This is a genomic window from Nocardia donostiensis, from assembly GCF_002081715.1.
Classification (GTDB): Bacteria; Actinomycetota; Actinomycetes; order Mycobacteriales; family Mycobacteriaceae; genus Nocardia; species Nocardia donostiensis.
The window spans coordinates 53022-74407 of sequence record NZ_MUKP01000016.1 but is presented as its reverse complement, the minus strand read 5'-3'; the positions used below and the strand labels follow the sequence as shown (position 1 = coordinate 74407).

Annotated in this window: 23 protein-coding genes and 2 tRNA genes; 13 read left to right on the top strand and 12 right to left on the bottom strand. The window is 66.3% G+C overall.

Translation table 11 applies throughout. The annotated features are described in order from the left end of the window. Nucleotides 1-46: 46 nt before the first annotated feature. The 4 genes from B0T44_RS13125 (at nucleotide 47) to B0T44_RS13115 (ending at nucleotide 1978) form a co-directional block, all read left to right on the top strand. Nucleotides 47-1204 carry a DUF3566 domain-containing protein gene (locus B0T44_RS13125; protein WP_077116083.1) on the top strand — a complete coding sequence of 386 codons (1158 nt, stop codon included), beginning with the start codon at nucleotides 47-49 and terminating at the stop codon, nucleotides 1202-1204. A 119-nt stretch (nucleotides 1205-1323) separates the two neighbouring features. After that, nucleotides 1324-1397, top strand: a tRNA-Ile gene (locus tag B0T44_RS13120). A gap of 246 nt (nucleotides 1398-1643) precedes the next feature. Beyond that, the gene (locus B0T44_RS27570; protein WP_217697468.1) at nucleotides 1644-1751 is read left to right on the top strand and encodes a DLW-39 family protein; all 108 of its coding nucleotides are present in this window, start codon (nucleotides 1644-1646) and stop codon (nucleotides 1749-1751) included. 154 nt (nucleotides 1752-1905) lie between these two features. Continuing rightward, nucleotides 1906-1978: transfer RNA gene (locus B0T44_RS13115), tRNA-Ala, on the top strand. A gap of 13 nt (nucleotides 1979-1991) precedes the next feature. Here B0T44_RS13115 and B0T44_RS13110 read toward each other — a convergent pair. Further along, on the bottom strand, nucleotides 1992-2639 hold the full coding sequence (locus B0T44_RS13110; RefSeq protein ID WP_077116084.1) for a TenA family protein: 648 nt from the start codon (nucleotides 2637-2639) through the stop codon (nucleotides 1992-1994). Nucleotides 2640-2718: 79 nt separating this feature from the next. Then, on the bottom strand, nucleotides 2719-3054 hold the full coding sequence (locus B0T44_RS13105) for a MerR family transcriptional regulator (RefSeq protein WP_077116085.1): 336 nt from the start codon (nucleotides 3052-3054) through the stop codon (nucleotides 2719-2721). A 163-nt stretch (nucleotides 3055-3217) separates the two neighbouring features. Between B0T44_RS13105 and B0T44_RS27155 the strand changes: the two genes are divergently transcribed. Together B0T44_RS27155 and B0T44_RS13100 are read left to right on the top strand one after the other, a co-directional pair. Then, nucleotides 3218-3385, top strand: a complete 168-nt coding sequence (locus B0T44_RS27155; RefSeq protein WP_175647978.1) for a hypothetical protein — start codon at nucleotides 3218-3220, stop codon at nucleotides 3383-3385. An 89-nt stretch (nucleotides 3386-3474) separates the two neighbouring features. Further along, nucleotides 3475-3660 carry a cold-shock protein gene (locus tag B0T44_RS13100; protein ID WP_077116086.1) on the top strand — a complete coding sequence of 62 codons (186 nt, stop codon included), beginning with the start codon at nucleotides 3475-3477 and terminating at the stop codon, nucleotides 3658-3660. 69 nt (nucleotides 3661-3729) lie between these two features. Here B0T44_RS13100 and B0T44_RS13095 read toward each other — a convergent pair whose 3' ends face one another. Beyond that, nucleotides 3730-4653, bottom strand: a complete 924-nt coding sequence (locus B0T44_RS13095; protein ID WP_077116087.1) for an oxygenase MpaB family protein — start codon at nucleotides 4651-4653, stop codon at nucleotides 3730-3732. A 137-nt stretch (nucleotides 4654-4790) separates the two neighbouring features. On the opposite strand from B0T44_RS13095, the gene B0T44_RS13090 reads away from it, so the two are divergent. From B0T44_RS13090 to B0T44_RS13075, 4 genes are all read left to right on the top strand, one after another. Next, a complete protein-coding gene (locus B0T44_RS13090) occupies nucleotides 4791-5705 on the top strand; it encodes an acyl-CoA dehydrogenase family protein (RefSeq protein ID WP_077116088.1) in 915 nt (304 codons plus the stop codon). A gap of 477 nt (nucleotides 5706-6182) precedes the next feature. Then, nucleotides 6183-6410 (top strand): hypothetical protein, encoded by a 228-nt coding sequence (locus tag B0T44_RS13085; protein WP_077116089.1) that lies wholly within the window; start codon nucleotides 6183-6185, stop codon nucleotides 6408-6410. A 160-nt stretch (nucleotides 6411-6570) separates the two neighbouring features. Further along, nucleotides 6571-7602 carry an ATP-binding cassette domain-containing protein gene (locus tag B0T44_RS13080; RefSeq protein WP_077116090.1) on the top strand — a complete coding sequence of 344 codons (1032 nt, stop codon included), beginning with the start codon at nucleotides 6571-6573 and terminating at the stop codon, nucleotides 7600-7602. Nucleotides 7603-7661: 59 nt separating this feature from the next. Next, the gene (locus B0T44_RS13075; protein WP_077116221.1) at nucleotides 7662-8456 is read left to right on the top strand and encodes an ABC transporter permease; all 795 of its coding nucleotides are present in this window, start codon (nucleotides 7662-7664) and stop codon (nucleotides 8454-8456) included. A 12-nt stretch (nucleotides 8457-8468) separates the two neighbouring features. Here B0T44_RS13075 and B0T44_RS13070 read toward each other — a convergent pair whose 3' ends face one another. Further along, on the bottom strand, nucleotides 8469-8675 hold the full coding sequence (locus B0T44_RS13070) for a hypothetical protein (protein ID WP_077116091.1): 207 nt from the start codon (nucleotides 8673-8675) through the stop codon (nucleotides 8469-8471). Nucleotides 8676-8817: 142 nt separating this feature from the next. On the opposite strand from B0T44_RS13070, the gene B0T44_RS13065 reads away from it, so the two are divergent. Beyond that, on the top strand, nucleotides 8818-9690 hold the full coding sequence (locus B0T44_RS13065; RefSeq protein ID WP_077116222.1) for a rhomboid family intramembrane serine protease: 873 nt from the start codon (nucleotides 8818-8820) through the stop codon (nucleotides 9688-9690). Between the two features lie 359 nt (nucleotides 9691-10049). Here the strand turns inward: B0T44_RS13065 and B0T44_RS13060 are convergent, their stop codons facing one another. Further along, on the bottom strand, nucleotides 10050-10505 hold the full coding sequence (locus tag B0T44_RS13060; protein WP_245839417.1) for a PH domain-containing protein: 456 nt from the start codon (nucleotides 10503-10505) through the stop codon (nucleotides 10050-10052). Between the two features lie 136 nt (nucleotides 10506-10641). Beyond that, nucleotides 10642-10905: a cell division protein CrgA gene (crgA, locus tag B0T44_RS13055; RefSeq protein WP_077116094.1), complete on the bottom strand. Its 264-nt coding sequence runs from the start codon at nucleotides 10903-10905 to the stop codon at nucleotides 10642-10644. A 107-nt stretch (nucleotides 10906-11012) separates the two neighbouring features. Between crgA and B0T44_RS13050 the strand changes: the two genes are divergently transcribed. Both B0T44_RS13050 and B0T44_RS13045 read left to right on the top strand, forming a co-directional pair. Continuing rightward, nucleotides 11013-11657, top strand: coding sequence for an aminodeoxychorismate/anthranilate synthase component II (locus B0T44_RS13050; protein ID WP_077116095.1), 645 nt, complete (start codon nucleotides 11013-11015; stop codon nucleotides 11655-11657). Beyond that, the gene (locus tag B0T44_RS13045; RefSeq protein ID WP_077116097.1) at nucleotides 11654-12808 is read left to right on the top strand and encodes a dihydrofolate reductase family protein; all 1155 of its coding nucleotides are present in this window, start codon (nucleotides 11654-11656) and stop codon (nucleotides 12806-12808) included. The genes B0T44_RS13050 and B0T44_RS13045 overlap by 4 nt, the downstream gene beginning before the upstream one ends. A gap of 45 nt (nucleotides 12809-12853) precedes the next feature. Here the strand turns inward: B0T44_RS13045 and pknB are convergent, their stop codons facing one another. From pknB to B0T44_RS13015, 6 genes are read right to left on the bottom strand one after another with little or no spacing between them, the layout of a single operon-like run. Further along, complete coding sequence (gene pknB / locus B0T44_RS13040) at nucleotides 12854-14785, bottom strand: Stk1 family PASTA domain-containing Ser/Thr kinase (protein ID WP_077116098.1); 1932 nt, start codon at nucleotides 14783-14785, stop codon at nucleotides 12854-12856. After that, on the bottom strand, nucleotides 14782-16311 hold the full coding sequence (locus B0T44_RS13035; RefSeq protein WP_077116100.1) for a protein kinase domain-containing protein: 1530 nt from the start codon (nucleotides 16309-16311) through the stop codon (nucleotides 14782-14784). The genes pknB and B0T44_RS13035 overlap by 4 nt, the downstream gene beginning before the upstream one ends. A 37-nt stretch (nucleotides 16312-16348) precedes the next feature. Further along, the gene (locus B0T44_RS13030; RefSeq protein ID WP_077116101.1) at nucleotides 16349-17815 is read right to left on the bottom strand and encodes a peptidoglycan D,D-transpeptidase FtsI family protein; all 1467 of its coding nucleotides are present in this window, start codon (nucleotides 17813-17815) and stop codon (nucleotides 16349-16351) included. Beyond that, on the bottom strand, nucleotides 17815-19287 hold the full coding sequence (locus tag B0T44_RS13025) for an FtsW/RodA/SpoVE family cell cycle protein (protein ID WP_077116102.1): 1473 nt from the start codon (nucleotides 19285-19287) through the stop codon (nucleotides 17815-17817). The genes B0T44_RS13030 and B0T44_RS13025 overlap by 1 nt, the downstream gene beginning before the upstream one ends. After that, nucleotides 19287-20783, bottom strand: a complete 1497-nt coding sequence (locus B0T44_RS13020; RefSeq protein WP_077116103.1) for a PP2C family protein-serine/threonine phosphatase — start codon at nucleotides 20781-20783, stop codon at nucleotides 19287-19289. Before B0T44_RS13020 ends, B0T44_RS13025 begins: the two co-directional genes overlap by 1 nt. Beyond that, complete coding sequence (locus B0T44_RS13015; protein WP_077116105.1) at nucleotides 20780-21247, bottom strand: FHA domain-containing protein FhaB/FipA; 468 nt, start codon at nucleotides 21245-21247, stop codon at nucleotides 20780-20782. The genes B0T44_RS13020 and B0T44_RS13015 overlap by 4 nt, the downstream gene beginning before the upstream one ends. Between the last annotated feature and the right edge of the window lie 139 nt (nucleotides 21248-21386).

Here is a 21386-nt window from a genome sequence, read left to right as displayed (position 1 = left end):
TCAGTAGTTACATAGCGGCGGCAACGAACGGATCCGAGGATTCCCATTGACCACTCCGAATCAGCCGAACGACGAGCGGCAGCAGACGAACGGCGTCACCGAAAGGATTGCACCGTCACCGATTCCGCCGCGGCCGATCCAGCAACCGGGCGGCAGTGCGGAGAACGAGCCGTCCCGAGACGGGCAGCCCGGCGGTAACCCGTCCGGCGGCGCGCCCGAAGCCCCCCAGGGCCAGGGTTCGGATCCCGCCGGTATCTCCGCCCCCGAGCCGGGCCCGGGCGGCGGCCGGACCGGGGGGAACGGCGGCGGGCAGCAGTCGATGGGCGGAGATCGGCCGCACCCAGGGCCGGAGTCAGGGCCGGAGTCAGGGCCGGGACAGCCCGCGGGCGACGGCCGGACTCCCGCCGATCAGACGACCGCCCGGATGAACGCCGGCGCGCCCCAGGGTGGATCCAACGGGAACGGTGGCGGCCAGTCCAGGTATCAGGAGGGCTGGTCGCAGCTGCCGCAACGGGAACCGCAGTCCAATCTGCAGCGGCCCGGTCACACGCCGGTGTCCGGGGCACGTCCGCAGTCGAATTCGGTCGGCCTGGGCGGTGGTCTCACCAACGCCCGCACCACCGCCGATCTGGCGGCGAAGGCGGCGCGTAAAGAGGCGGCCATGGTGAAGTCGGTCGGCCTCGACGGCCCGACCCGCAGCATCGCGCGTCCGGAACTGGTCAAGGATATGCCCGATCTGTCCGAGATCCGGCATCCGCTGCCCCAGGAGACGCAGGGGCCAGGACCGCAGGGGCCGGTATCGCCCGCGGTACCGGTTGCGGTGGCACAGGCCAGCGCCAGCGGCGAGCCGCTGCGGGCGACCGTCCAGGTGCGCCGCATCGATCCGTGGTCGACATTGAAGATCACCCTGGTGATCAGCGTCGCCATGTTCTTTGTGTGGATGCTCGCGGTCGGTCTGCTCTATCTCGTGCTCGAGGGTATGGGCGTCTGGGAGCGGCTGAACACCACCTTCACGGAAATGGTCTCTCAGGACAGCGGTTCGGCAGGCCTGGTCGATGCCGGGGCGGTGTTCGGCTACGCCGGCGTGATCGGTTTGATCAATGTGGTGCTGTTCACCGCGTTGGCCACGGTCGGCACGTTCATCTACAACCAGTGCTGCGATATGGTCGGCGGCATCCAGGTCACCCTGGCCGACCCGGACTAGCCTGTGCCGATACGGCCGGTATCGCTCGCTCCGGAGCTGGTACCGGCCGTTTTGGTCTTCGGCAACCGCGTAAGGTAATCTCTCTGATCGGCAGCGGTTGACAATTGACGCTGGCACACGGGCCTATAGCTCAGGCGGTTAGAGCGCTTCGCTGATAACGAAGAGGTCGGAGGTTCAAGTCCTCCTAGGCCCACCCACTGAATCCCTGATTCTCATCACAAACCGCGCTCGATTCGTCAGAGCCCGGCCTGGTATCTCCCCAAGTGTTTCCGATCAAGAGACACCCGTTCTCGAACGGCCCGCACAGCATACGTATATTCCCGCCGCCGACAAGCCCGGGCGTCGGCGGCTGGCGGGCGGTCACCCCACAACATGTCGGTGCTTTGCTCGTCGGCAGACTGAGTTCTGGCTTGTGGTCCAGCGCACTAGGGTGGGGAGTATGAAAATTCTTCTGACCATCGGTGTTGTGGTTGCAGTTCTCGTCGGCATCAACAAGCTGCGTCAGCGCAATGACGCAGACCTCTGGCACGAGGTCACCACGCGCTGACAACCGGTGCCTCGGCTGCCGGTTCACCCCTTCGCGGGCGCTCGGACCGGTGGCCGGGCACGGGCGAGCGCCAGATACCGTTATTTGACGCTGTGCTCACCGAACCGGTACTGTTCCGCTCGCGCAACGCGATCACGCAATCGTGTTCCGGCACGGGGCCTTAGCTCAATTGGCAGAGCACTGCCTTTGCAAGGCAGGGGTTAGGGGTTCGATTCCCCTAGGCTCCACAAAGAACGCAGGTCAGGGCATGCTCCCCAGGTTTGCCTGGGGAGAGGCCGAGCGCACCGGCACATCCCAGAAGGCGTGTTCGTGGGCCATGGCCGCACGAAACAGTTCTTCAGCACGCTCCGAGTCGAGGGTGGTTTCGTCGATCATCTGGGCGCAGCGGCGGGCGAGTGCGGCGAAATCAGGATCGGCATAGGTGTCGACCCATCGGCGATACCGGGGATCAGCCGGCGGGTTCTGGGCGAGGATGCCACCGAGCGTCGAATATCCCCACATGCACGGGTAGAGCGCCACCAATCCCTCGGCGTAATCCGCGGCCGAATCCAGCAGAAAAGACGTGTACGCCACACAGGCCGGGCCCTTGGTCGCCCCGTCGAGATCGGCCCCGAACTCGGCAGCCAGGCCGCGGTGCAGCGACAGTTCCTCGTGATAGGTGGCATGCGCGAGGTCGACCAGATCGCCCAGATGGTCAGCGGGAGCCTGCCAGGCCAGCCTGCTGAACACCCGCACATAGTCGAGCAGATACAGGTAGTCCTGCTCCAGCCAGGACCGGAAGACCGCTTCCGGCAGAGTACCGTCGGCGATCCCTGCCACCGTGGGGTGCGTGAGCTGTGCCTCGACCAACGGGCGGCCCAGTTTCTCCAGATGTGCTGCCAAACCCATAGCCACAGTGTGGCAGGGAAGATCAGCTGCAACCATTCGCGCGCTGCCAGGTCTCGAAGGCGGCGGCGAAAAGGTACGGCTACGGCTTTTCGCGCAGGTTCGCGTTGTCGTTGCGTAGCCGGTTGTTGTCGGCGTGCAGGTCGGCGTTAGCGTCTTCCAGGTCGAGGATGCGGCCGATACCGGCCAGATTCACGCCTGCGGCGACCAGGGCGGTGATCCGCTCCAGCCGGGCCAAATCGTTTCCGCTGTAGCGGCGAGTGCCGCCGTCGCTACGGGCGGGGGTGAGCAGTCCGTGACGTTCGTACAGCCGCAGGGTCTGCACCCCGATACCGGCCAGGCCCGCGGCCACTGAAATACCATAAACCGCCTGGTCGGGCGCAGGCAGATGCTGCCCGGAGCCGCGCTGCTGATCCATTCACTCCTCGCTACTTCTCTGTTGATCGGATGTCAACGGGACCAGGTTTGCTGATTGTAGGTGGTTGCGTTGCGCGATGGCAGATGATAAATGAAATCTGTATCCTGTGGTGCAGATTATCTGCCGACCAAGTGTATGGAGTGAGTTGGGGAGACGTCGAGTTATGCCCGCTTCCGAAATGGCGATACACAAGAGTGCAACCGAAAAGAACTTCCAGCAGATCGAAGACCGCCCGGGTGAAGCGCCGGTCATCTGGCCCGACCCGAGCCCGTTGAACGAATGGTGGGATCACATCATGCACGACCGGCCCCGGCCCAGCGCTGCGGCGTGACGGCGGCTGACATGTCCGTTCGGCGCAGGCCCGACCCGTATCCACGGCCCCGTTCGTCGCGGGAGCCTGCGTCGTGGCGGCATGGAACCGTGGCGTGGTTCGATGCGGAGAAAGGGTTCGGCTATATCCAGCCCGACGACGGCACCGACCAGGTGTTCGTCGAGTACACCAGTATCGACACCACCGGGTACAAGACCTTGGTCGCCGGACAGCCCGTCGACTTCACCAGTACGGTCCGCGCCAGGGGTGCTGAGGCGCTCAGTGTGCGGCCCTGATTCCGGGTAAGCGGACGTGGCCGCCGACTGGGTTCGGCGGCCACGTCAGTGGGGCTGGTGGGTTTTCCGTCAGATCGGCCGCATATCGATCGCCTTGCGCAGCTTGGCTTTATCCCGTTCCAGGCGCCGGGCTTCATAGGCGATGGGGAAGTAGCGCAGCCGTTCCGGTAGCAACGGGACCAGCCGGGCCAACACCCAGCCGAGCGCGCGCAGTTTACGTTCGTCGGATTCGCTCCAGGCCAGCCCGAGTTTGCGTCGGGCGGCCTCGGGGGTGGTGCCGACGGTGACGAAGTATTGCATTCGGCCGAACGGTTCGGCGGCCAGCCGCCACAGCGGAGACAGTACGCGCGGCATCCCTGTGGGCGGGGCGATGGTCCGGATCACCTTCAGATAGTCGCGGGCCGTGGGGGTGGCCTGCAGATGGTTTTCCACCTGATCGGCGAAGAATTTCTCGAACTCGGCGTAGGTCGGAGGCAGTTCCTTGGGTGGCACCCTGAAGTTACGCATCAACTGCAGCGTTTCCCTGTAGTACTCCTCCTTTTGTGCCGCGGTGAGCGGGCGGCGGGAGAAGTACTTGGCGTTCTCACTGAAGGCGAAGGTCCCTGTGTGCAGCACCCAGGCCCACGGACCGCTGGACAACGCCTTGTGCTCGACGCCGCTTGCGTCGGTGGTGTTGAGACCTGCGTGCATTTTGCGCAGCCGCTCGGTTTCGGTGAGTGCCTCCTCGCCACCGTAGGTCCACATCATTACCGCGGAGATACTGCGCACCGCGCGACCGATCGGATCGGTGCGGAAGGTGGAGTACTCGTCGACCACGGCGGAGATGGTCGGCTCCATCGTCTGCAGCAGGAACGCCGCGCCCGCGGTGAGCGAGAAAGTGATCAGGCCGGTCTCTTCCCAGGTCCGGCTGCCGGGACCGAACGGGCGGCGGGGCGGAAGGGTGGGTGTGCCGGTGGTGTCGGTGGCGTTGCTGCCCTCGAGGGATGCGGTCATGCTGATCTTCCTTGATCGGCGATATAGACAAGATGAGAAGATGATACTCGAAGCATCTCACTATTGCGCGTCGTGTTTCCGGTAGGCGTTACCGCATTGGCGCCTCGGCGACCGGCATCGGCGGATACGTTGCGAGGGTGGAATGTGTACTGGACCATCTGCTCTCCGCTTCCCCACACGCAGCTCCCCCCATCGATATCAACGATGCATGGGCCCGGCATCGGATCGCTCGCGCCCGATTCGCGAATACCGTCGACGCGGCGACCGCGGGCGGATTCGCCGCCGACCGTCTCGGCTACGCGTTCCTATCCGGATATCAGGAAGCGGTACGTGCGCTGGTGCCCGGTCTGCCGGCGGGTGAGCTGGTTTCGGTATGCGCGACCGAGTCCGGCGGAGCTCATCCCGCAGCGATCGGTACGACACTGACCGAGCACGACGGCGGGTGGCTGGTCGACGGTAGGAAGACGTTCGCGACCCTGGGCACATCGGCGGACCGATTACTCGTCATTGCGGGAACGGGAGCACAGGCGGACGGTCGCAACAGATTGCGCGCGGTACTGGTGCGGCCAGATTCGGAGGGAGTGTCGGTGAGCGCGTTGCCCGAGACTCCCTTTGCGCCGGAGGTGCCGCATGCGGAGATCACGTTCGTTCGAGCACCGGGCGACCCGCTGTCCGGGGACGGCTACCTGGATTACCTGAAACCCTTTCGCACGATCGAGGACATCCATGTGCTCGCGGCGGTGTTCGGCTGGTTGACCGGAGTCGGTCGGGCATCCGATTGGCCGCGATCGGTGCTGGAGAGTTTACTGGCTCGGGTGGCTGCGGTGCGCGGAATCGAGGGCGACGACCCGCGTTCCCCGGGGGTGCATATCGCGTTGACCGGGATCTTCGCCGGGGTGGAGCAGCTGAGCAGCGAACTGGAACCGTGGTGGGAGCAGGTGGACCCGGTGCTCCGGCGACGGTGGGAGCGGGATCGCCCGTTGCTGGGGGTGGCGGGCAAGGTGCGCGCCAAGCGGGCGGATGCGGCGTGGCGGACAGTGGGCGGCGGATGAGTGCCGCAGGGTTGCTCGCGGCCCGCGACAGCATCCGGACATGAGAGCGGGCCTCGGCGAAGGGGGGGAGTTAGCCGAGGCCCGCGTAAGGTCGGCCCGGGGGGGAGGGGCCGACGCCAACGATCCTACGCGAAGATTCGCGATTGTGTGTGCATCGGGACTATGAGTTTCCAACTTTTTTTGGGGCGGTTCACATCGCGTACCTGGCGTGCGATTGCGGCAAACACGGTATCCGGTGCCGGGGAGCGGGGATCGTTGGCCGAGTAGTAGCCAAAAGGGTTGCTGAACAAGGAGATACAGCTACCGACGGCGTGTTTCCCAAGGCTGTTACGACTTCCGTCGTGTCAACCGGGTAGTCGCTGCCCGCCTGCTCTCCGCCTTACAGCACACCGGAATACAGCCTGCACCAGTGTGTCGCGAGGTCGCGGCGGAATCGCTTGCGCCGAATGTGTCGGACCCCGGTGTCACTATGCCGGTGTGGACTTCGGCACGGAAGCAAACCGGCTCAGCGGGCACCCCGCCGCAGTGGCGGGCGACCCCTTGCGGAGCGCGGGCCTGGTGCCCGAGTACCGGTACTCGACGAAACGAGTAGCCGACTACGCGCGACCGCACACCCCTGCATCCCAGATGATTCCCATCGGTCGCACCTCGATCCGGGAACCCCCGAGCATCTTCCGGAACGAGGTGCGGCCTTTCGTTGCCTGAAGGTAGCCCGGGGCCAGAAAAACAGATGAAATTGCCAGTTGTCCCGGCAATACTGACAGCTGCATCGGACGTACGACCGATTGAGCGCACATGATCCGCGGCCAGTCTTCTCGGTCGCTGCACAACTCGTCATCGAGAAATAACAAACTTCAGGAGAAACATGCCCGACGCAATCGTCGCCGAGGGTCTCGTCAAACGATACGGTTCGCTGCGCGCCCTCGACGGGCTCGACCTGACCGTCCCCGAGGGGACGGTCACCGCCCTGCTCGGGCCGAACGGCGCGGGTAAGACCACCACCGTGCGGGTTCTGACCACCTTGCTGGTCCCCGACGAGGGACGCGCCACCGTCGCCGGTGTGGATGTGCTGCGCAACCCGCGTGCGCTGCGCTCACGAATCGGCGCTTCGGGGCAGTACGCGGCCGTGGACGAGTATCTCACCGGTTTCGAGAATCTGGAAATGGTGGGGCGCCTCTACCACATGGGAATACGGCGCAGTAAGGAACGCGCCCGCGAACTGCTGGAGCGATTCCGGCTCGCCGACGCGGCCGACCGCCCGGTCAGGGGCTACTCCGGTGGTATGCGCAGACGGCTGGACCTGGCGGGGGCGCTGGTCGCCAATCCGCCGGTGCTGTTCCTGGACGAGCCGACCACCGGCCTGGACCCCCGGGCCCGGCTGGATCTGTGGGATGTCATCGACGAACTCGTCGCTGGCGGCACCACGTTGCTGCTGACCACCCAATACATGGAGGAGGCCGACCGTTTGGCGGACGCCATCGCGGTGATCGACCGTGGCCAGGTCATCGCCCGCGGCACCGCCGACGAGCTGAAAACGATGATCGGCGGTGACCGGATCGAACTGACCGTCGATCACGCCGACAACCTCGGTACCGCGCAGGAGGCGCTGGCACCGCTGGCCGTCGGGGAAATCCACCTGGAACCGGCGCTGCGCCGGATCATCGTCCCGGTAGGCGATGGCTCGCAGGACTTGGTCACCGCCATCGGCAGATTGTCCGAACGGCAGGTCAAGATCCACGATGTCGGCTTGCGCCGCCCCTCGCTCGACGATGTGTTCCTGACGCTCACCGGCCACGAGACGGAGGAAGCGGTCGATACCGAGACCGTCTCGACCAACGGCTCCGACCCGGTTACCGGAGCGGAACCGCTCGAAACAACGGAAGGAAAGGCCCGATGACCGCGGCGGCAACAGTCGTGGACACAGCCGAAGCCCCCTCGCTGGGCGAACGCGCATCGATGGTGATCAGCGACAGCCTGACCGTCACCAAGCGCAATGTCATCAAGATCAAGCGGGTACCCGATGTGCTGATCTTCAGCACATTGTCGCCGATCATGTTCGTGCTGCTGTTCGCCTATATCTTCGGCACCGCCATCAAGGTGCCCGGACTGGAAGGCGGATACCGCGAATTCCTGATCGCAGGCATCTTCGCCCAGACCGTGGTGTTCGGCTCCACCTTCACCGGCCTCAGCCTGGCCGAGGATATGCAGAAAGGCATCATCGACCGGTTCAGGACGCTGCCGATGGCGCCGTCATCGGTGCTGGTCGGACGCACTGTCAGCGATGTCGTGATCAACGTGGTCAGCCTCGTGGTGATGTCGCTGACCGGTTTGGTTGTCGGCTGGCGGATCCGCGGTTCGTTCCTGGACGCGGTGCTGGCCTATGTGCTGCTTTTGCTGTTCGCCTATGCGATCTCGTGGATCATGGCCACGGTCGGGCTGATCGTGCGCACCCCTGAGGTGTTCAACAATGCCAGCTTCATGGTCATTTTCCCGCTGACCTTCCTGGCGAACACCTTTGTGCCGATCGAAGAGCTGCCCACGGTGCTCCGGTTGTTCGCGGAATGGAACCCGGTCTCTGCGCTGACCCAGGCAACACGCGAACTGTTCGGCAACACCGCACCGGTCGCGCCGGTATCCGATGCGTGGTCGATGCAGCATCCCGTGGCGACGACCCTGATCTGGGTGGTCGTGATCCTGGCGGTGTTCGTCCCGCTGGCCCTGCGGCAGTACAAGAAGACCGTGAGCCGCTGAGCGAACGCGCCCTCAGTGTTCCGCGCCGGTTCCCCTTCCGGGGGCCGGCGCGGCCGCGTCCCGGGAGTAGCCGATCCGCGGGGGAGTCGGGGCGGGCTCCGGCGGTTTCGGACGTGTGCCGCGCACCAACCAGGCCGCGCCACCGGCGGCCGCGACGGCGGCCGCGGCCAGGAGCCGGTTACGGGAACGACTGGACAGATGTAGGGGCCCCAAGGTCATTCGTCAACTCTGACACAGCCAGGCGATTTGCGCAGAGTCCCAGCTCACGGCGGCCATCCGGGCAACATGGCACGATGGTGCGCGTGACCTCGATTGTTCCGTGCCGACCGAGCTGCGCCGCCGCGCCCGAACGTATGAGCCGATGAATCCTCAGCAACCGGCGCCGGTCTGTATGCGCCACCCTGATCGTCCCACCGGCTTGTCCTGCACCCGCTGCGGCAGGCCGGCCTGCCATGAATGCCTGCGCCCGGCCTCGGTCGGCCAGCACTGCGTCGACTGCCTGCGCGCCGGGCAGCGCAATGCTCCACAGGTGCGCACGTTGGCCGCGGCTGCCGCGCCCCGGGTGAAGATTCCGTACGTCACCTATGCACTGATAGCGGTGAACGTACTGGTGTTCGGCGCGACCGCGGCACAGTCACGCGATCTGCTGGACAATTATCGGGGCTCGGCGCTGTTTCTGGACTGGGTGATGTATCCGCCCGCCGTCGCTTCCGGCGACTGGGTTCGTGTCCTCGGGTCCGGCTTCCTGCACTACGGGCCGATCCATCTGCTGCTGAACATGTTCGCACTGTATGTGGTGGGCCGTGATATCGAGCTGGTGCTCGGCCGGGCGCGGTATCTGGCGGTCTACCTCGTTTCGCTGCTCGGCGGTTCCGCCGCGGTGATGGTGTTTTCACAGGACAGTCTGACTGCGGGCGCTTCCGGCGCGGTGTACGGCACCTTCGGCGCGGTCACGGTGATCCTGATCCGGCTGCGGCAGAACGCGAACAGCATGCTGATCCTGATCGGTATCAACGTGTTCATCAGCTTCTCGCTGCCCGGTATCTCGCTGTGGGGCCATCTCGGTGGTCTGGCCGCTGGCACGCTGGCCACCCTGGGCATGGTGTTCCTGCCGGGTTGGTTGAAGGCCAGAACCCCGCAGGCAGCGCAATTGGTCGGCTGGGTCTCGCTGGCTGCGCTCGCGTTGGTGTCGGTGGGGGTGATCGGGGCAGCGTCCGTATCGTTGACCGGGTGAGGTATCAGCGCCGGACGGACGAAGCGGCGAAAAACAGTGTTTCACGCGAAACATCGCCCCTGACGACGACGCCGCCCGGAGATCCGCGCCGTCGAAAGAGGCCGCTTTCGTCAGCCCGCCTACCTCTGCCACCCGGTGTCTTCCCATTCCGTCGCACGTGTTTGCTGACTAGGAAGCTCAGCTCGAGCCTTGGCGCCTGCCGGCATGATTGCCGCCGGTAGCGGTCCTGGCTACTCGTTCTCGAGCCGCGGCAGGTGGCGCCGGAACTGGGGTGGCCTTGCTGGGTGATCTGAGGCGTCGGACCGGAGCGGCGAACCGTGGGCCAGGTGGGTATAGAACCCGCGGGCCAGGTGGGCTTATCAGTGGCCGGTTATGTCCCCTGAAAGACGCAGTTGTTCAACCAGCGTCTCGTACACCTCGTCAGGGCGGACGCCCAGATCCCAGCGGCCGAAGATGAGCAGGCGTTCGGCGCCGTGGTGTAGCACGTCGATCTCCAGCATCGGCACCTTGCGGCCGAGGCGGCGGTAGTGGACGATCCGGGCGCGTAGCACGTCGGAACGGGAGTAGGTGGCGGGTCCGGACAGCCCGCGCACCACCAGGCGCGGATCGTCACCGGGACGGACCGACAGGCGCGGCCGCTGCCGCCACCCGAGACCGGCCAGACCGAGCAACCCCACGGCAGCCAGGCCGACGAGCAATCGGCTCGGCGCGTCGGAGCTGAAGATCGCGGCGGCGGCCATGGCGACACCGCCGACGGCACACGCGACGAGCGCGGGTGTGGGTGTGGTCCATGAGAGGCGTGGCGTGGGGTTCACGGGCGGCACCTGGATCGGTTTCCCCAATCGTTCCTCGAGTTGTCCACAACTTTATCCACAGGTGTGCATGAATGACATGTGTGTAATCAGCTCGCGCTGGAAGCGGAGATACCCGCAGGTCAGAGCCCGATCGATGTCATCGCCAACGCATTGTCATGATCAACCCGATCACCATCAGGCCGAAACCGATCAGGAAGTTCCAGGCGTTCAGATCGCTCATCCAGCCGATCTGCTCGGCCGCCAGATAGTAGACCAGCAACCACAGCAGCCCGGCGAGCATGAACCCGAGCATGATCGCGACATACCAGACCGGAGAAGGACCGGCCTTGACCTTGACCGGGGTCCGGCTGGCGGGGTTGATCGTGTAATCGGTCTTCTTGCGGACCTTCGACTTGGGCATGACGTCCTCGTATTCGGCGTGCAGGTCGTACTTTCAAGGCTATCCCACCAGGTAATCGATAGGACGTCGCGGCGGGTGGCCGCGACACCCCGAGTAGGCTCGAATCCATGCGTGTTCTGGTCGTCGACAACTACGACAGCTTCGTGTTCAACCTGGTTCAGTACCTGGGCCAGCTGGGCGTGGAGGCCGTGGTCTGGCGCAACGATCACGCGGAGCTTTCCGATCCGGATACCGTGGCCGCGCAGTTCGATGGCATTCTGATCAGCCCGGGGCCGGGCACTCCCGACCGGGCGGGCGCCAGTATCCCGCTGGTACATGCCTGCGCCCGGCAAGTCACCCCGCTGCTCGGAGTCTGTCTGGGGCATCAGGCGATCGGTGCCGCGTTCGGCGCGACGGTCACCCGCGCACCAGAGCTACTACACGGCAAGACCAGCGAGGTGTTCCATATCGGCGCGGGCGTGCTGGCCGGGCTGCCCGATCCGTTCACCGCGACCCGCTACCACTCGCTCACCGTTGTCGAAGACACCCTACCCGCCGAGCTCGACGTGATCGGCCGTACCGACAGCGGCATCGTCATGGCCTTCCGCCACCACCAACTGCCCATCCACGGCGTGCAGTTCCATCCCGAATCGGTGCTGACTCAGGGCGGGCACCGGATGCTGGCGAACTGGCTGGAAGTATGTGGCGAACGCCCGGCCGAAGGCCTGGTCGAAATGCTGGAGGCCGAGGTCGCGTCACTGGTGACCCAGTGACCCGGCCCTTTGTACTGCTGTCGGTTGCGGCGAGCATCGACGGCTATATCGACGATGCAGGCCCCCGTCGGCTGCTGCTGTCGAACGAGGCCGACTTCGATCGGGTCGATCAGGTGCGCGCCGACTCCGACGCGGTGCTCATCGGCGCGGAGACATTGCGCCGCGACAATCCGCGACTGCTGGTGAACAGCGAAGCCCGCCGGACGACCCGGCGGGCCGCGGGAAAGCCGGAATATCCGGTCAAAATCGCCGTCACCGGGAGCGGGGACCTGGACCCCGGCCTGCGATTCTGGCATCACGGCGGTGCCAAACTCGTCTACACCACCGACGCGGGTGCGGCACGGCTGGGCGATCGGCTCGACGGCCTCGCCGAGATCGTGCCGCTCGGCGCCGACATCGACCTCGGTGCTCTGCTCGACGATCTCGGCCACCGCGGTATCGCCAGGTTGATGGTGGAGGGCGGCACCCGCATTCTCACCGGGTTCCTTTCCGCGGAACTGGCCGATGAACTGCTGCTGGCCGTCGCTCCGATCCTCGTCGGCGACCCGGCGGCTCCGCGCCTGCTGAACCCGGCAGCCTTCCCCGGTGGGCCGGACCGCCGGATGCGGTTGGCCTCCGCCGAGCAGATCGGAGATATCGCGCTGCTGCGCTATCTGCCCAAACAGGCCCCGCTGCCCGAGTCGCATGCAGCAACCGCACCGACGAGCACCGACCAGCTGTGGATGAACCAGGCGATCGAGCTGGCCCGGCGCTGCCCGCCGAGCAGCACCGCCTTCTCGGTCGGCGCGGTGATCGTCGCCGACGGGGTCGCCATCGCGCACGGCTACTCCCGTGAGAGCGACGCCAAGGTGCACGCCGAGGAGTCCGCGCTGAACAAACTCGATGCCGACGACCCGCTGCTGCGCGGCGCCACCATCTACAGCACACTCGAGCCCTGCACCCAGCGCGCCACCACGACGCGTCTGCCGTGCACCGACCGGATACTGCGGGCCGGGATCGGCCGGGTCGTCATCGCCTGGCGGGAGCCAGCGACATTCGTAACCAACTGCACCGGTGTCGAACGGCTACGCGAGCACGGCGTCGGCGTGGTCGAACTGCCGGAACTGGCCCAGGCGGCGATGTCGATGAACCGCCACCTGGACCTGTCCTGAAAGCTGCGGCCGGAGCACGGCCCGCCGTGATACCGCGGTGACGAATCAGGGCGGGCCGAGTGGCAGCACGCCGGTGTTGATCGTGATCGTGCTGGTGGTCGAGACCGTCGTGCCCGCGGCGGGCTGCTGGCTGATGACCTTGCCGACATCACCGGAATCGAGGGTGATCTGGGTGATCTGGCGAACCTGGTTCACACTGCCCGCCCAGCCTGCCTGCCTGAGCTTGTTCACTGCCTCCGATGCGGTGAGCCCCACCAGGCTCGGCATGGTGATCCGGTCACTGTCGGAAACCTGCACGGTGATCGTCGAACCCTTGTCGACCATGGAGCCGCCCGGCGGATCTGTGGCGAGCACCTTGCCGCGCGGCTCGGTTGAAGGCACCTCACGGATGACGATCTCGAAACCCGCGCTCGCCACCAGGTTCGGTTCGGCCACATCGATCTGCTGGCCCACCACGTCGGGCACCCGGACTTGTTCCGGCCCCGACCCGACGGTCACCCGGACCATACCGCCCGCATCCATCTCGACACCGGACGAGGGCTCCTGGCCGACCACCTTGTCCTTGTTCTCGGGACTGGACGGCTCGCGCGCCACCTCAGGGTGCAGCTGCAACCCCTCGGCGTTCAGTTTCTGCGCGGCCTGCTCCCGAGAGAGCCCGGTCAGCTGCGGTATCGGCACCTGCTGCGGGCCAGTGGACACCTGGACGGTGATGGTGCTGCCCTCGTCGGCACGGGAACCGCCCAGCGGCTGGGTGGCGATAACGTTGCCGGTGGCGATCTTGCCGTCCGGTTTCTCCTGTACCGCCACCCGGAAGCCGAGGTCCTGTAGCTTCTGCTGCGCTTCCGCCATGGAACTGTTCGACAGGTCGGGCACGGCGATCTGGTCCGGTTTGCTTCCCGGGCCGAGCAGCATCCAGAACAGCCCGAACGCCACCGCGACCGCAGCCGCCACACCGAGGGCGATGTAGGTGGTGCGCCGCGTGCTCGCCGGAGCTGAGGTGTCGTAGGAGTCGTATTCGTACTCGTATTCGGTGTCGTCGTCGTGTTCGCCGGTGTGATAACCGTGCGATGCCCCTTCGCCGGAACCGAGGATGGTGGTGCGGTCCTCGTCGGTCATCACCATCGGCGCGCCGGGTTTCTGCCCGCCCAGCACCCGGATCAGATCGGCACGCATCTCGGCCGCCGACTGGTACCGGTTGGCCGGGTTCTTGCTCATCGCCTTGAGAACGACCGAATCGAGCTCGCGTGGCACCCCGCTGTAGACGTGCGACGGCAGCCGCGGGTCCTCCCGCACATGCTGATACGCCACCGCGACCGGCGAATCACCGGTAAACGGCGGTTCTCCGGTGAGGATCTCGAACAGCACGCAGCCGACCGAATACACATCCGAGCGCGCGTCGACGGTTTCGCCGCGCGCCTGCTCCGGCGACAGATACTGCGCGGTGCCGATCACCGCGGCGGTCTGCGTCATCGGGTTGGCGGCATCGGCGATCGCGCGCGCGATACCGAAATCCATCACCTTCACCGCGCCGGCCCGGTTGATCATGATGTTGGCCGGTTTCATATCGCGGTGCACGATGCCGGCCTTATGGCTGAAATCCAGCGCGGCACAGACGTCGGCGATAACCTCCATCGCCCGGCGTGGCGCCAACGGTCCTTCGCCGCGCACGATATCGCGCAGCGTATCGCCGTCGACGTACTCCATGACGATATAGGGCAGCGGACCGCCGTCGATCTCCGCTTCGCCGGTGTCATAGACCGCGACGATGGCCGGATGGTTCAGCGCGGCCGCGTTCTGCGCTTCGCGTTTGAACCGCAGATAGAACGTGGGGTCGCGGGCCAGGTCCGCACGCAGCACCTTGACCGCGACATCACGGCTGAGCCGGAGGTCGCGCGCTTTGTGCACCTCCGACATCCCACCGAACCCGATTATCTCGCCCAGCTCGTAGCGGGAGGAGAGATTCTTCGGGGTTGTCATGGCTGTCCTTGCGGATAAGTCGCTGACGCGGTCGGAGTGACCGAGGGGCCTCGGGCACCGGGAATCTCGGGCAATGGTATGTCGATTGTCGGCACACGGGGCCGTGTAGTGGTGGTCCGTTGTGTCGTCGTCGTCGGCTCCGGCTCCGTGGTGGTGGGTTCGGTCGTCGTCGGTTCCGGCTCGGTGGTGGTTGGTTCGGTCGTCGGCGGCGGTGTCGTCGTCGGCTGCGTCATCGTCGGCTGGGGGACGGCGGACGGTTCCGGTTCCGGTTCCGGCTCCGGCTCGAAGGTGGTGGGGACCGGTGGTGGCAGCTGCCGCGTCGTGGTCGGCGCGACCGTGGAGGTGCCGGTGGTGGTGCTACCGTCCGGGTTGGTGTCACCGCCGAACAGCAACCATGCGGCCGCGGCTGCGAGCACGACCGCACCCGCACCGAGCCCGGCCATCCACTTCTGGCCGGAAGGCTTGCGATGGTCCCCGCTGTCCCGGTCGCCGGGACCGCCGAAATGTTCCTGCTGCCCCGCCGAGGCGCGGGCGCCCGCACCGGCCGCGGCGGCGGGGGCGTAGCGCGCGGTGGCGCTGTTGTCGTAGCCCTGCTGAGCCGAAGGCAGGATCACCGTGGGTCCGGGTGGCAACACCCGGGTCGCGCCCTCGGTCATCGGTCCGGTCGCGGCCATCCCGCGCGGTGGCGGTGGCCTGCGCCCGGCCCGCACCGCGGCGACCGCGTCGGCGAATTCGCCGCCGTCGGCGTAGCGCTGCGTCGGGTCCTTGCCGATGGTGATCTCGATCAGCTCCCGCACGTTTCCGGGCAGGTCCGTCGGCATCGGTGGCGGGGTTTCCCGGACGTGCTTCATGGCGACGGTGATCGCGCCGTCCCCGCTGAACGGTCGCTCTCCCGCCAGCGCCTCGTAGCCGACAATGCCGAGCGAGTACACATCACTGGCCGAGGTGGCGTCCTCGCCGACGGCCTGCTCGGGCGCGATGTACTGGGCGGTGCCCATCACCATGCCGGTTTTGGTGACCGGCGAGGCATCCACCGCCTTGGCGATACCGAAGTCGGTGATTTTCACTTGACCGGTCGGGGTGACCAGGATATTGCCCGGTTTGACGTCGCGGTGCACCACTCCGGCGGCGTGCGCCACCTGCAGCGCCCGCCCGGTCTGCTCCAGCATGTCCAGGCCCTGGACTACCGACAGCCTGCCGAGCCGGTTCAGCACAGTGTTCAACGGTTCGCCCTGCACCAGCTCCATCACCAGGTACGCCATCTCGCCGCCCTGCGGGTCGATGGTTTCGCCGTAGTCGTAGATACCGGCGATACCCGGGTGGTTGAGCTGCGCGGTGGTCTTGGCCTCGGTGCGGAACCGATGCCGGAAGGTGGGGTCGGCCGAGAACTCGGCCTTGAGTACCTTGACCGCCACCCGGCGGTCCAGCCTGGTGTCGAGGGCCTCCCACACCTGACCCATTCCGCCGGTGGCGATCAGCCGCTGCAGCCGGTATCGGTCCGCGATCATCGCACCGTTGTTCAGCATCGGATTCCCCGCAGATTCACTCGCACATCCATCTCGTTCAGCGACCTCGCAGACCCGCATCCAATACCGCGCGAGCCACCGGCGCGGCCACCGACCCGCCGGTCGCGGCCAGCGCCAGGTCTCCGCCGTTTTCCACGATGACCGCGATGGCGATCTTCGGGTTCTGGGCAGGCGCGAACGCCATATACCAAGCATGTGGCGGCGTATTGCGCGGATCGGAGCCGTGCTCGGCGGTGCCGGTCTTGGACGCGATCTGATAGGCCGACCGACCGCCGCCCACGGTGTTGTTCTCCGAGGCGACCATGAGGTCGGTCAGGGTTGACGCTACCTCGGTGCTCACTGTCCGTCCGACCGACACCGGTTCGGTGGTGTCGAGCTCGCTCAGATCCGGGCCCTGCAGCTCGTCGACCAGGTACGGCTCCATCCGGACGCCGCCGTTGGCGATGGTAGCCGCGATAACTGCGTTGTCGAGCGGGGTGACGGCGACATCGCGCTGGCCGATGCTGGATTGCCCGAGCGCTGCGTCGTCCTGGATGGGGCCGACGGTGCTCTCGGCGACCGGCATCGGGATCTCCCGGTGTGACCCGATACCGAAGGCCGCGGCCTCGTCTTTGAGGTTTGCTTCGCCCACCTTGATACCGAGTTCGACAAACGCGGTATTGCACGACATACGGAAGGCGTCGTACAGCGAGGCTGTCGGCCCAGGACCGCAGGTGGTGCCGTTGTAGTTCTCCAGCTTCCTCGTGGTGCCGGGCAGTTCGATGTTCGGTGCCGCGGTGAACTGGTCATGCGGGGTCGCGACGCCGTTCGACAGTGCTGCCGCGGTGACGACGACTTTGAAGGTCGAGCCGGGCGGGTAGGTCGCCGAGATGGCGCGGTTGAGCATCGGCTGGTCCGGGTCGGTGCTGAGCTTCTCCCACGCCTGGATGCCGCTGGCGCCGTCGTGGCCCGCCAACTGGTTCGGGTCGTAGCTCGGTGTGGAGACCATGGTGAGGATCTTGCCGGTGCTCGGCTCGATGGCCACCACCGAGCCGGTGTAACCCTTGCTGCTCAACTGCTCGTAGGCGACTTCCTGCATCACCGGATCGAGGGTGGTGACCACATTGCCGCCGCGCGGGTCACGCCCGGAGAACAGGTCGACCAGCCTGCTACCGAACAGCTGGCTGTCCGAGCCGTTGAGCATCGCGTCCTCGGCGCGTTCCAGGCCGGTGCTGCCGTACTGCATGGAGTAGAAACCGGTGACTGGCGCGTAGGCGGCGGGATCGGTCGGGTAGACGCGCTGGTACTTGTACCGGTCGTCGGTGGCGACGGAGCTGGCGAGCACGGTGCCTGCCGCCGAGATCTGTCCGCGCTGGCGGGAGTACTCGTCCAGCAGCACTCGGGAGTTACGGGGGTCGGCGCGGTAGTCGTCGGCCTTGATCACCTGGATGTAGGTGGCGTTGAGCAGCAGCGCGACGATCATCACCATGACCGCGATCGCCACCCGGCGCAGCGGAGTGTTCATTACTGCTGGCCCCCTTCCCGGCGGCGCAGCAGTTCGGTCTGCGCGTCCGCGATCGGAGCTGCGGGTTCGCGCTTCTTGGGCGGAGCAGGCGCGCGTGCCGCGTCGGAGATCTTGATCAGCAGCGCGAGCAGCGCGTAGTTGGCCAGCAGCGAGGAACCGCCGTAGGACACGAACGGCGTGGTCAGACCGGTCAGCGGGATCAGTTTGGTGACCCCGCCGACAACCACGAACAGCTGGATCGCGATGGTGAACGACAAACCGGCCGCGAGCAGCTTGCCGAAGCTGTCACGGATCGCGAGCGCGGTGCGTATCCCGCGCATGATGAACATCAGGAACAGGATCAGCACAGCCGTCAGGCCGATCAGCCCCAGTTCTTCACCGATCGTAGTGATGATGAAATCGGTCTCGGCGAACGGCACCTGCGATGGGCGACCGCTGCCCAGCCCGGTACCCGCGAGACCACCGGTGGCCAGCCCGAACAGCGACTGGACGATCTGGTAGCCGGTGTTGTTGTAGTCGTCGAACGGGTGCAGCCAGGTCTCCACACGCACCCGGACATGCCCGAAGAACTGGTAGGCGAAGACGAAGCCCAGCCCCAGCAGACCGCAGCCGATGACCAGCCAGCCCACCCGCTCGGTGGCGATGTAGAGCATCACGAGTACGGTGCCGAAGATCAGCAGCGAAGTTCCGAGATCCTTCTCGAAGACCAGGACGCCGATGCAGACGATCCACACCGCGAGGATCGGTCCGAGGTCACGGGCACGCGGGAATTCCATTCCCAGCATATGCTTGCCCGCCGCGGTGAACAGCTCCCGCTTGGCCACCAGCACCGAGGCGAAGAAGATGATCAGCAGGATTTTGGCGAACTCGCCGGGCTGTACGCTGAATCCGGGCAGCCTGATCCAGATCTTGGCGCCGTTGGTCTCGGAGAACTTGGCGGGCAACAGCCCTGGGATGGCCAGCGCGATCAGGCCGATCAGGCCGAGGGTGTAGCTGTAGCGGGCCAGCGTGCGATAGTCACGCAGCGCGATGAGCAGCGTAACGAACACGATGATGCCCAGCGTGGTCCACAAAATCTGCGGGGTGGCATTCGGGGACGGGATCACCGACGAGTTGTCGGCGGCCTTCTGTGCGTGGGCGAGATCCAGCCGATGGATCAGGACCAGCCCGATCCCGTTGAGCAGCGCGACGATCGGTAGCAGCAGCGGGTCGCTGAACGGCGCGAAGCGGCGCACCGCCAGATGCGCCACCGCGAACAGGCCGAGATAGGCCGCACCGTATCGGACGATATCCCAGGTCAATGACTGTTCCTGGCTCACCTCGACCAGGAAAAGGGCAGCGGTGGTGACAACCGCCGCGAAACCGAGCAACAGCAGCTCGGTGTTGCGTCTGGTGCTCGGCGGCGGGGCCGGAGCGAAGCCACCCGGCGGGCTCGGAAACGCCCCCGCCGACGGTGGTGCCGGAGCGGACATCAGTCCGTCACCCGGCAGTTCTCCCCCGCGGTCTGGGGCTCGGCGGGGGTCGTCGGCGCCGGTGTGGTGGGCGGAGGCGGCGGAGGAGGCGGCGGGGTACCGTCCGGCGGGGCGCCGTCCTGGCCAGGCGGAGGCGGCGGGACCGTGGTGGTGGCCGGTGGGTTGGGTCCTGCCGGCCGGTTCTGGTCCGGCCCCGGTGCGGGCGGCACGACACCGGGCTGCGGCACCGAGGCGTCCTTGCACGGCGGCAGCAGTTCGCGGTCGGCCAGCACCTGCATCTGGTCCTTGGCCTTGTCCAGCGAACCGGGCGGCAGCCCCTTCTCCACCTGGTCGCGTCCGGTTTGTTCGAGATCGCTGACCATCAGCTCACGACACCCCGACGGCATCGCGGCACCGCTGTCGACCAGGGTCAGCTCACCGTCCGGGCTGATACAGCCGACCAGATCGACCTCGTGGATCGAATAACCGAGCAGCGAACCGGGCAGACCGCGCAGCACGACTACCTGGTCGTCTTCGGCGCCGACGTAGTAGTTGGACCGGATCATCTTGTAGCCGACCACCAGTCCGACGCCGATGGCGACCACAAGCGCGACCGCGAGCAGGATCCAGCGCAGTTTGTGCGAGGTGGACGGGGGCGGCTCGGGCGCGGCGGCGGCCCGGCGTGGGGTTGCGCGCGGCGGGCGCATGGCGGCGGCCCGTCCTGCGGCAGTATTGGGTGGTGGCGTGTCCTCGTCCTCGCCGGAGGCAGCGCCCGCCACGATCGGATGGCTCTGCCCGTAGTCGAGGTCGATGACGTCGGCGACGACGACCGTCACATTGTCGGGTCCACCGCTGCGCAGGGCCAGCTCGATCAGCCTGTCGGCGCATTCGTCGGTGTCGCCCTCACGCATGGTGTTGGCGATCGTCTCGTCGCTGACCACATCGGACAGGCCGTCCGAGCACAGCAGGTAGCGATCGCCCGCGCGGGCTTCGCGCATGACGAGTGTGGGATCGATCTCATTCCCGGTGAGCGCGCGCATGATCAGTGACCGCTGCGGGTGGGTATGCGCCTGTTCGGCGGTGATCCTGCCCTCGTCGACCAGCGACTGGACGAAGGTGTCGTCGCGGGTGATCTGGGCCAGTTCGCCGTCACGCAACATGTACGCGCGGGAGTCGCCGATATGCACCAGGCCGAGTTTTTTGCCCGCGAACAGGATCGCGGTGAGCGTGGTGCCCATCCCGTCCAGTTCGGGTTCTTCCTCGACCTGTTCGGCGATCGCCGCGTTGCCCTCGCGGGTGGCGCGGTCGAGTTTGCCGAGCAGGTCGTCGCCGGGTTCGTCGTCGTCGAGGTGGGCCAGCGCCGCGATCATCAGCTGGGAGGCGACTTCACCAGCGGCATGACCGCCCATACCGTCGGCCAGCGCGAGTAGCCGCGCCCCCGCATAGACGGAATCTTCGTTGTTGGCACGGACCAGGCCGCGGTCGCTGCGCGCTGCGTAGCGGAGAACAAGTGTCACGATCGGAGCTCGATCACTGTTTTGCCGACCCGGACGGGAGTTCCGAGCGGGACACGGACGGCGGTGGTGACTTTCGCGCGGTCCAGATAGGTGCCGTTCGTCGAACCGAGGTCTTCGACGTACCAGTCGTCGCCGCGCTGGGATAGCCGGGCATGCCGGGTGGAGGCGTAATCATCGGTGAGTACCAGCGTCGAATCGTCCGCACGTCCGATCAGCACCGGTTGGGTGCCGAGCGTGATGCGGGTGCCGGCGAGTGAACCTTGAGTCACCACAAGATATTTGGCGCCCTTCTGGCCTCGGCGCAGGGATGGCAGCACCGCGGAACCGCGTGCGGCCCTGGGCTGGATCCGTATGCCGGATGCCGCGTAGATGTCGCTGCGCAAGGTCCGCAGCACCGCCCACACGAACAGCCACAACAGCAGCAGGAAGCCCGCACGGGTCAGTTGCAGGATCAGTCCCTGCACGGCGCTCCACCTCCTGTTCGACCGTGTGTCGGTGCCGTAGGTGTGGTGCGGCCCACCCCACCGTTGTGCTGGTCTTGCCGGCCCCGTATGCGGTGCCTCGCGTGTGTTGGCACATCATAGGGCCGTCGGCCGTATCCGA

Bases quoted from the DNA above. Each gene is read 5' to 3' on its own strand.
- B0T44_RS27570 (WP_217697468.1), top strand. From the start codon at position 1,644: ATGAAAATTCTTCTGACCATCGGTGTTGTGGTTGCAGTTCTCGTCGGC.
- B0T44_RS13110 (WP_077116084.1), bottom strand. From the start codon at position 2,639: ATGGGTTTGGCAGCACATCTGGAGAAACTGGGCCGCCCGTTGGTCGAG.
- B0T44_RS13105 (WP_077116085.1), bottom strand. From the start codon at position 3,054: ATGGATCAGCAGCGCGGCTCCGGGCAGCATCTGCCTGCGCCCGACCAG.
- B0T44_RS27155 (WP_175647978.1), top strand. From the start codon at position 3,218: ATGCCCGCTTCCGAAATGGCGATACACAAGAGTGCAACCGAAAAGAAC.
- B0T44_RS13095 (WP_077116087.1), bottom strand. From the start codon at position 4,653: ATGACCGCATCCCTCGAGGGCAGCAACGCCACCGACACCACCGGCACA.
- B0T44_RS13080 (WP_077116090.1), top strand. From the start codon at position 6,571: ATGCCCGACGCAATCGTCGCCGAGGGTCTCGTCAAACGATACGGTTCG.
- B0T44_RS13075 (WP_077116221.1), top strand. From the start codon at position 7,662: ATGGTGATCAGCGACAGCCTGACCGTCACCAAGCGCAATGTCATCAAG.
- B0T44_RS13070 (WP_077116091.1), bottom strand. From the start codon at position 8,675: ATGACCTTGGGGCCCCTACATCTGTCCAGTCGTTCCCGTAACCGGCTC.
- B0T44_RS13065 (WP_077116222.1), top strand. From the start codon at position 8,818: ATGAATCCTCAGCAACCGGCGCCGGTCTGTATGCGCCACCCTGATCGT.
- crgA (WP_077116094.1), bottom strand. From the start codon at position 10,905: ATGCCCAAGTCGAAGGTCCGCAAGAAGACCGATTACACGATCAACCCC.
- B0T44_RS13050 (WP_077116095.1), top strand. From the start codon at position 11,013: ATGCGTGTTCTGGTCGTCGACAACTACGACAGCTTCGTGTTCAACCTG.
- pknB (WP_077116098.1), bottom strand. From the start codon at position 14,785: ATGACAACCCCGAAGAATCTCTCCTCCCGCTACGAGCTGGGCGAGATA.
- B0T44_RS13035 (WP_077116100.1), bottom strand. From the start codon at position 16,311: ATGCTGAACAACGGTGCGATGATCGCGGACCGATACCGGCTGCAGCGG.
- B0T44_RS13030 (WP_077116101.1), bottom strand. From the start codon at position 17,815: ATGAACACTCCGCTGCGCCGGGTGGCGATCGCGGTCATGGTGATGATC.
- B0T44_RS13025 (WP_077116102.1), bottom strand. From the start codon at position 19,287: ATGTCCGCTCCGGCACCACCGTCGGCGGGGGCGTTTCCGAGCCCGCCG.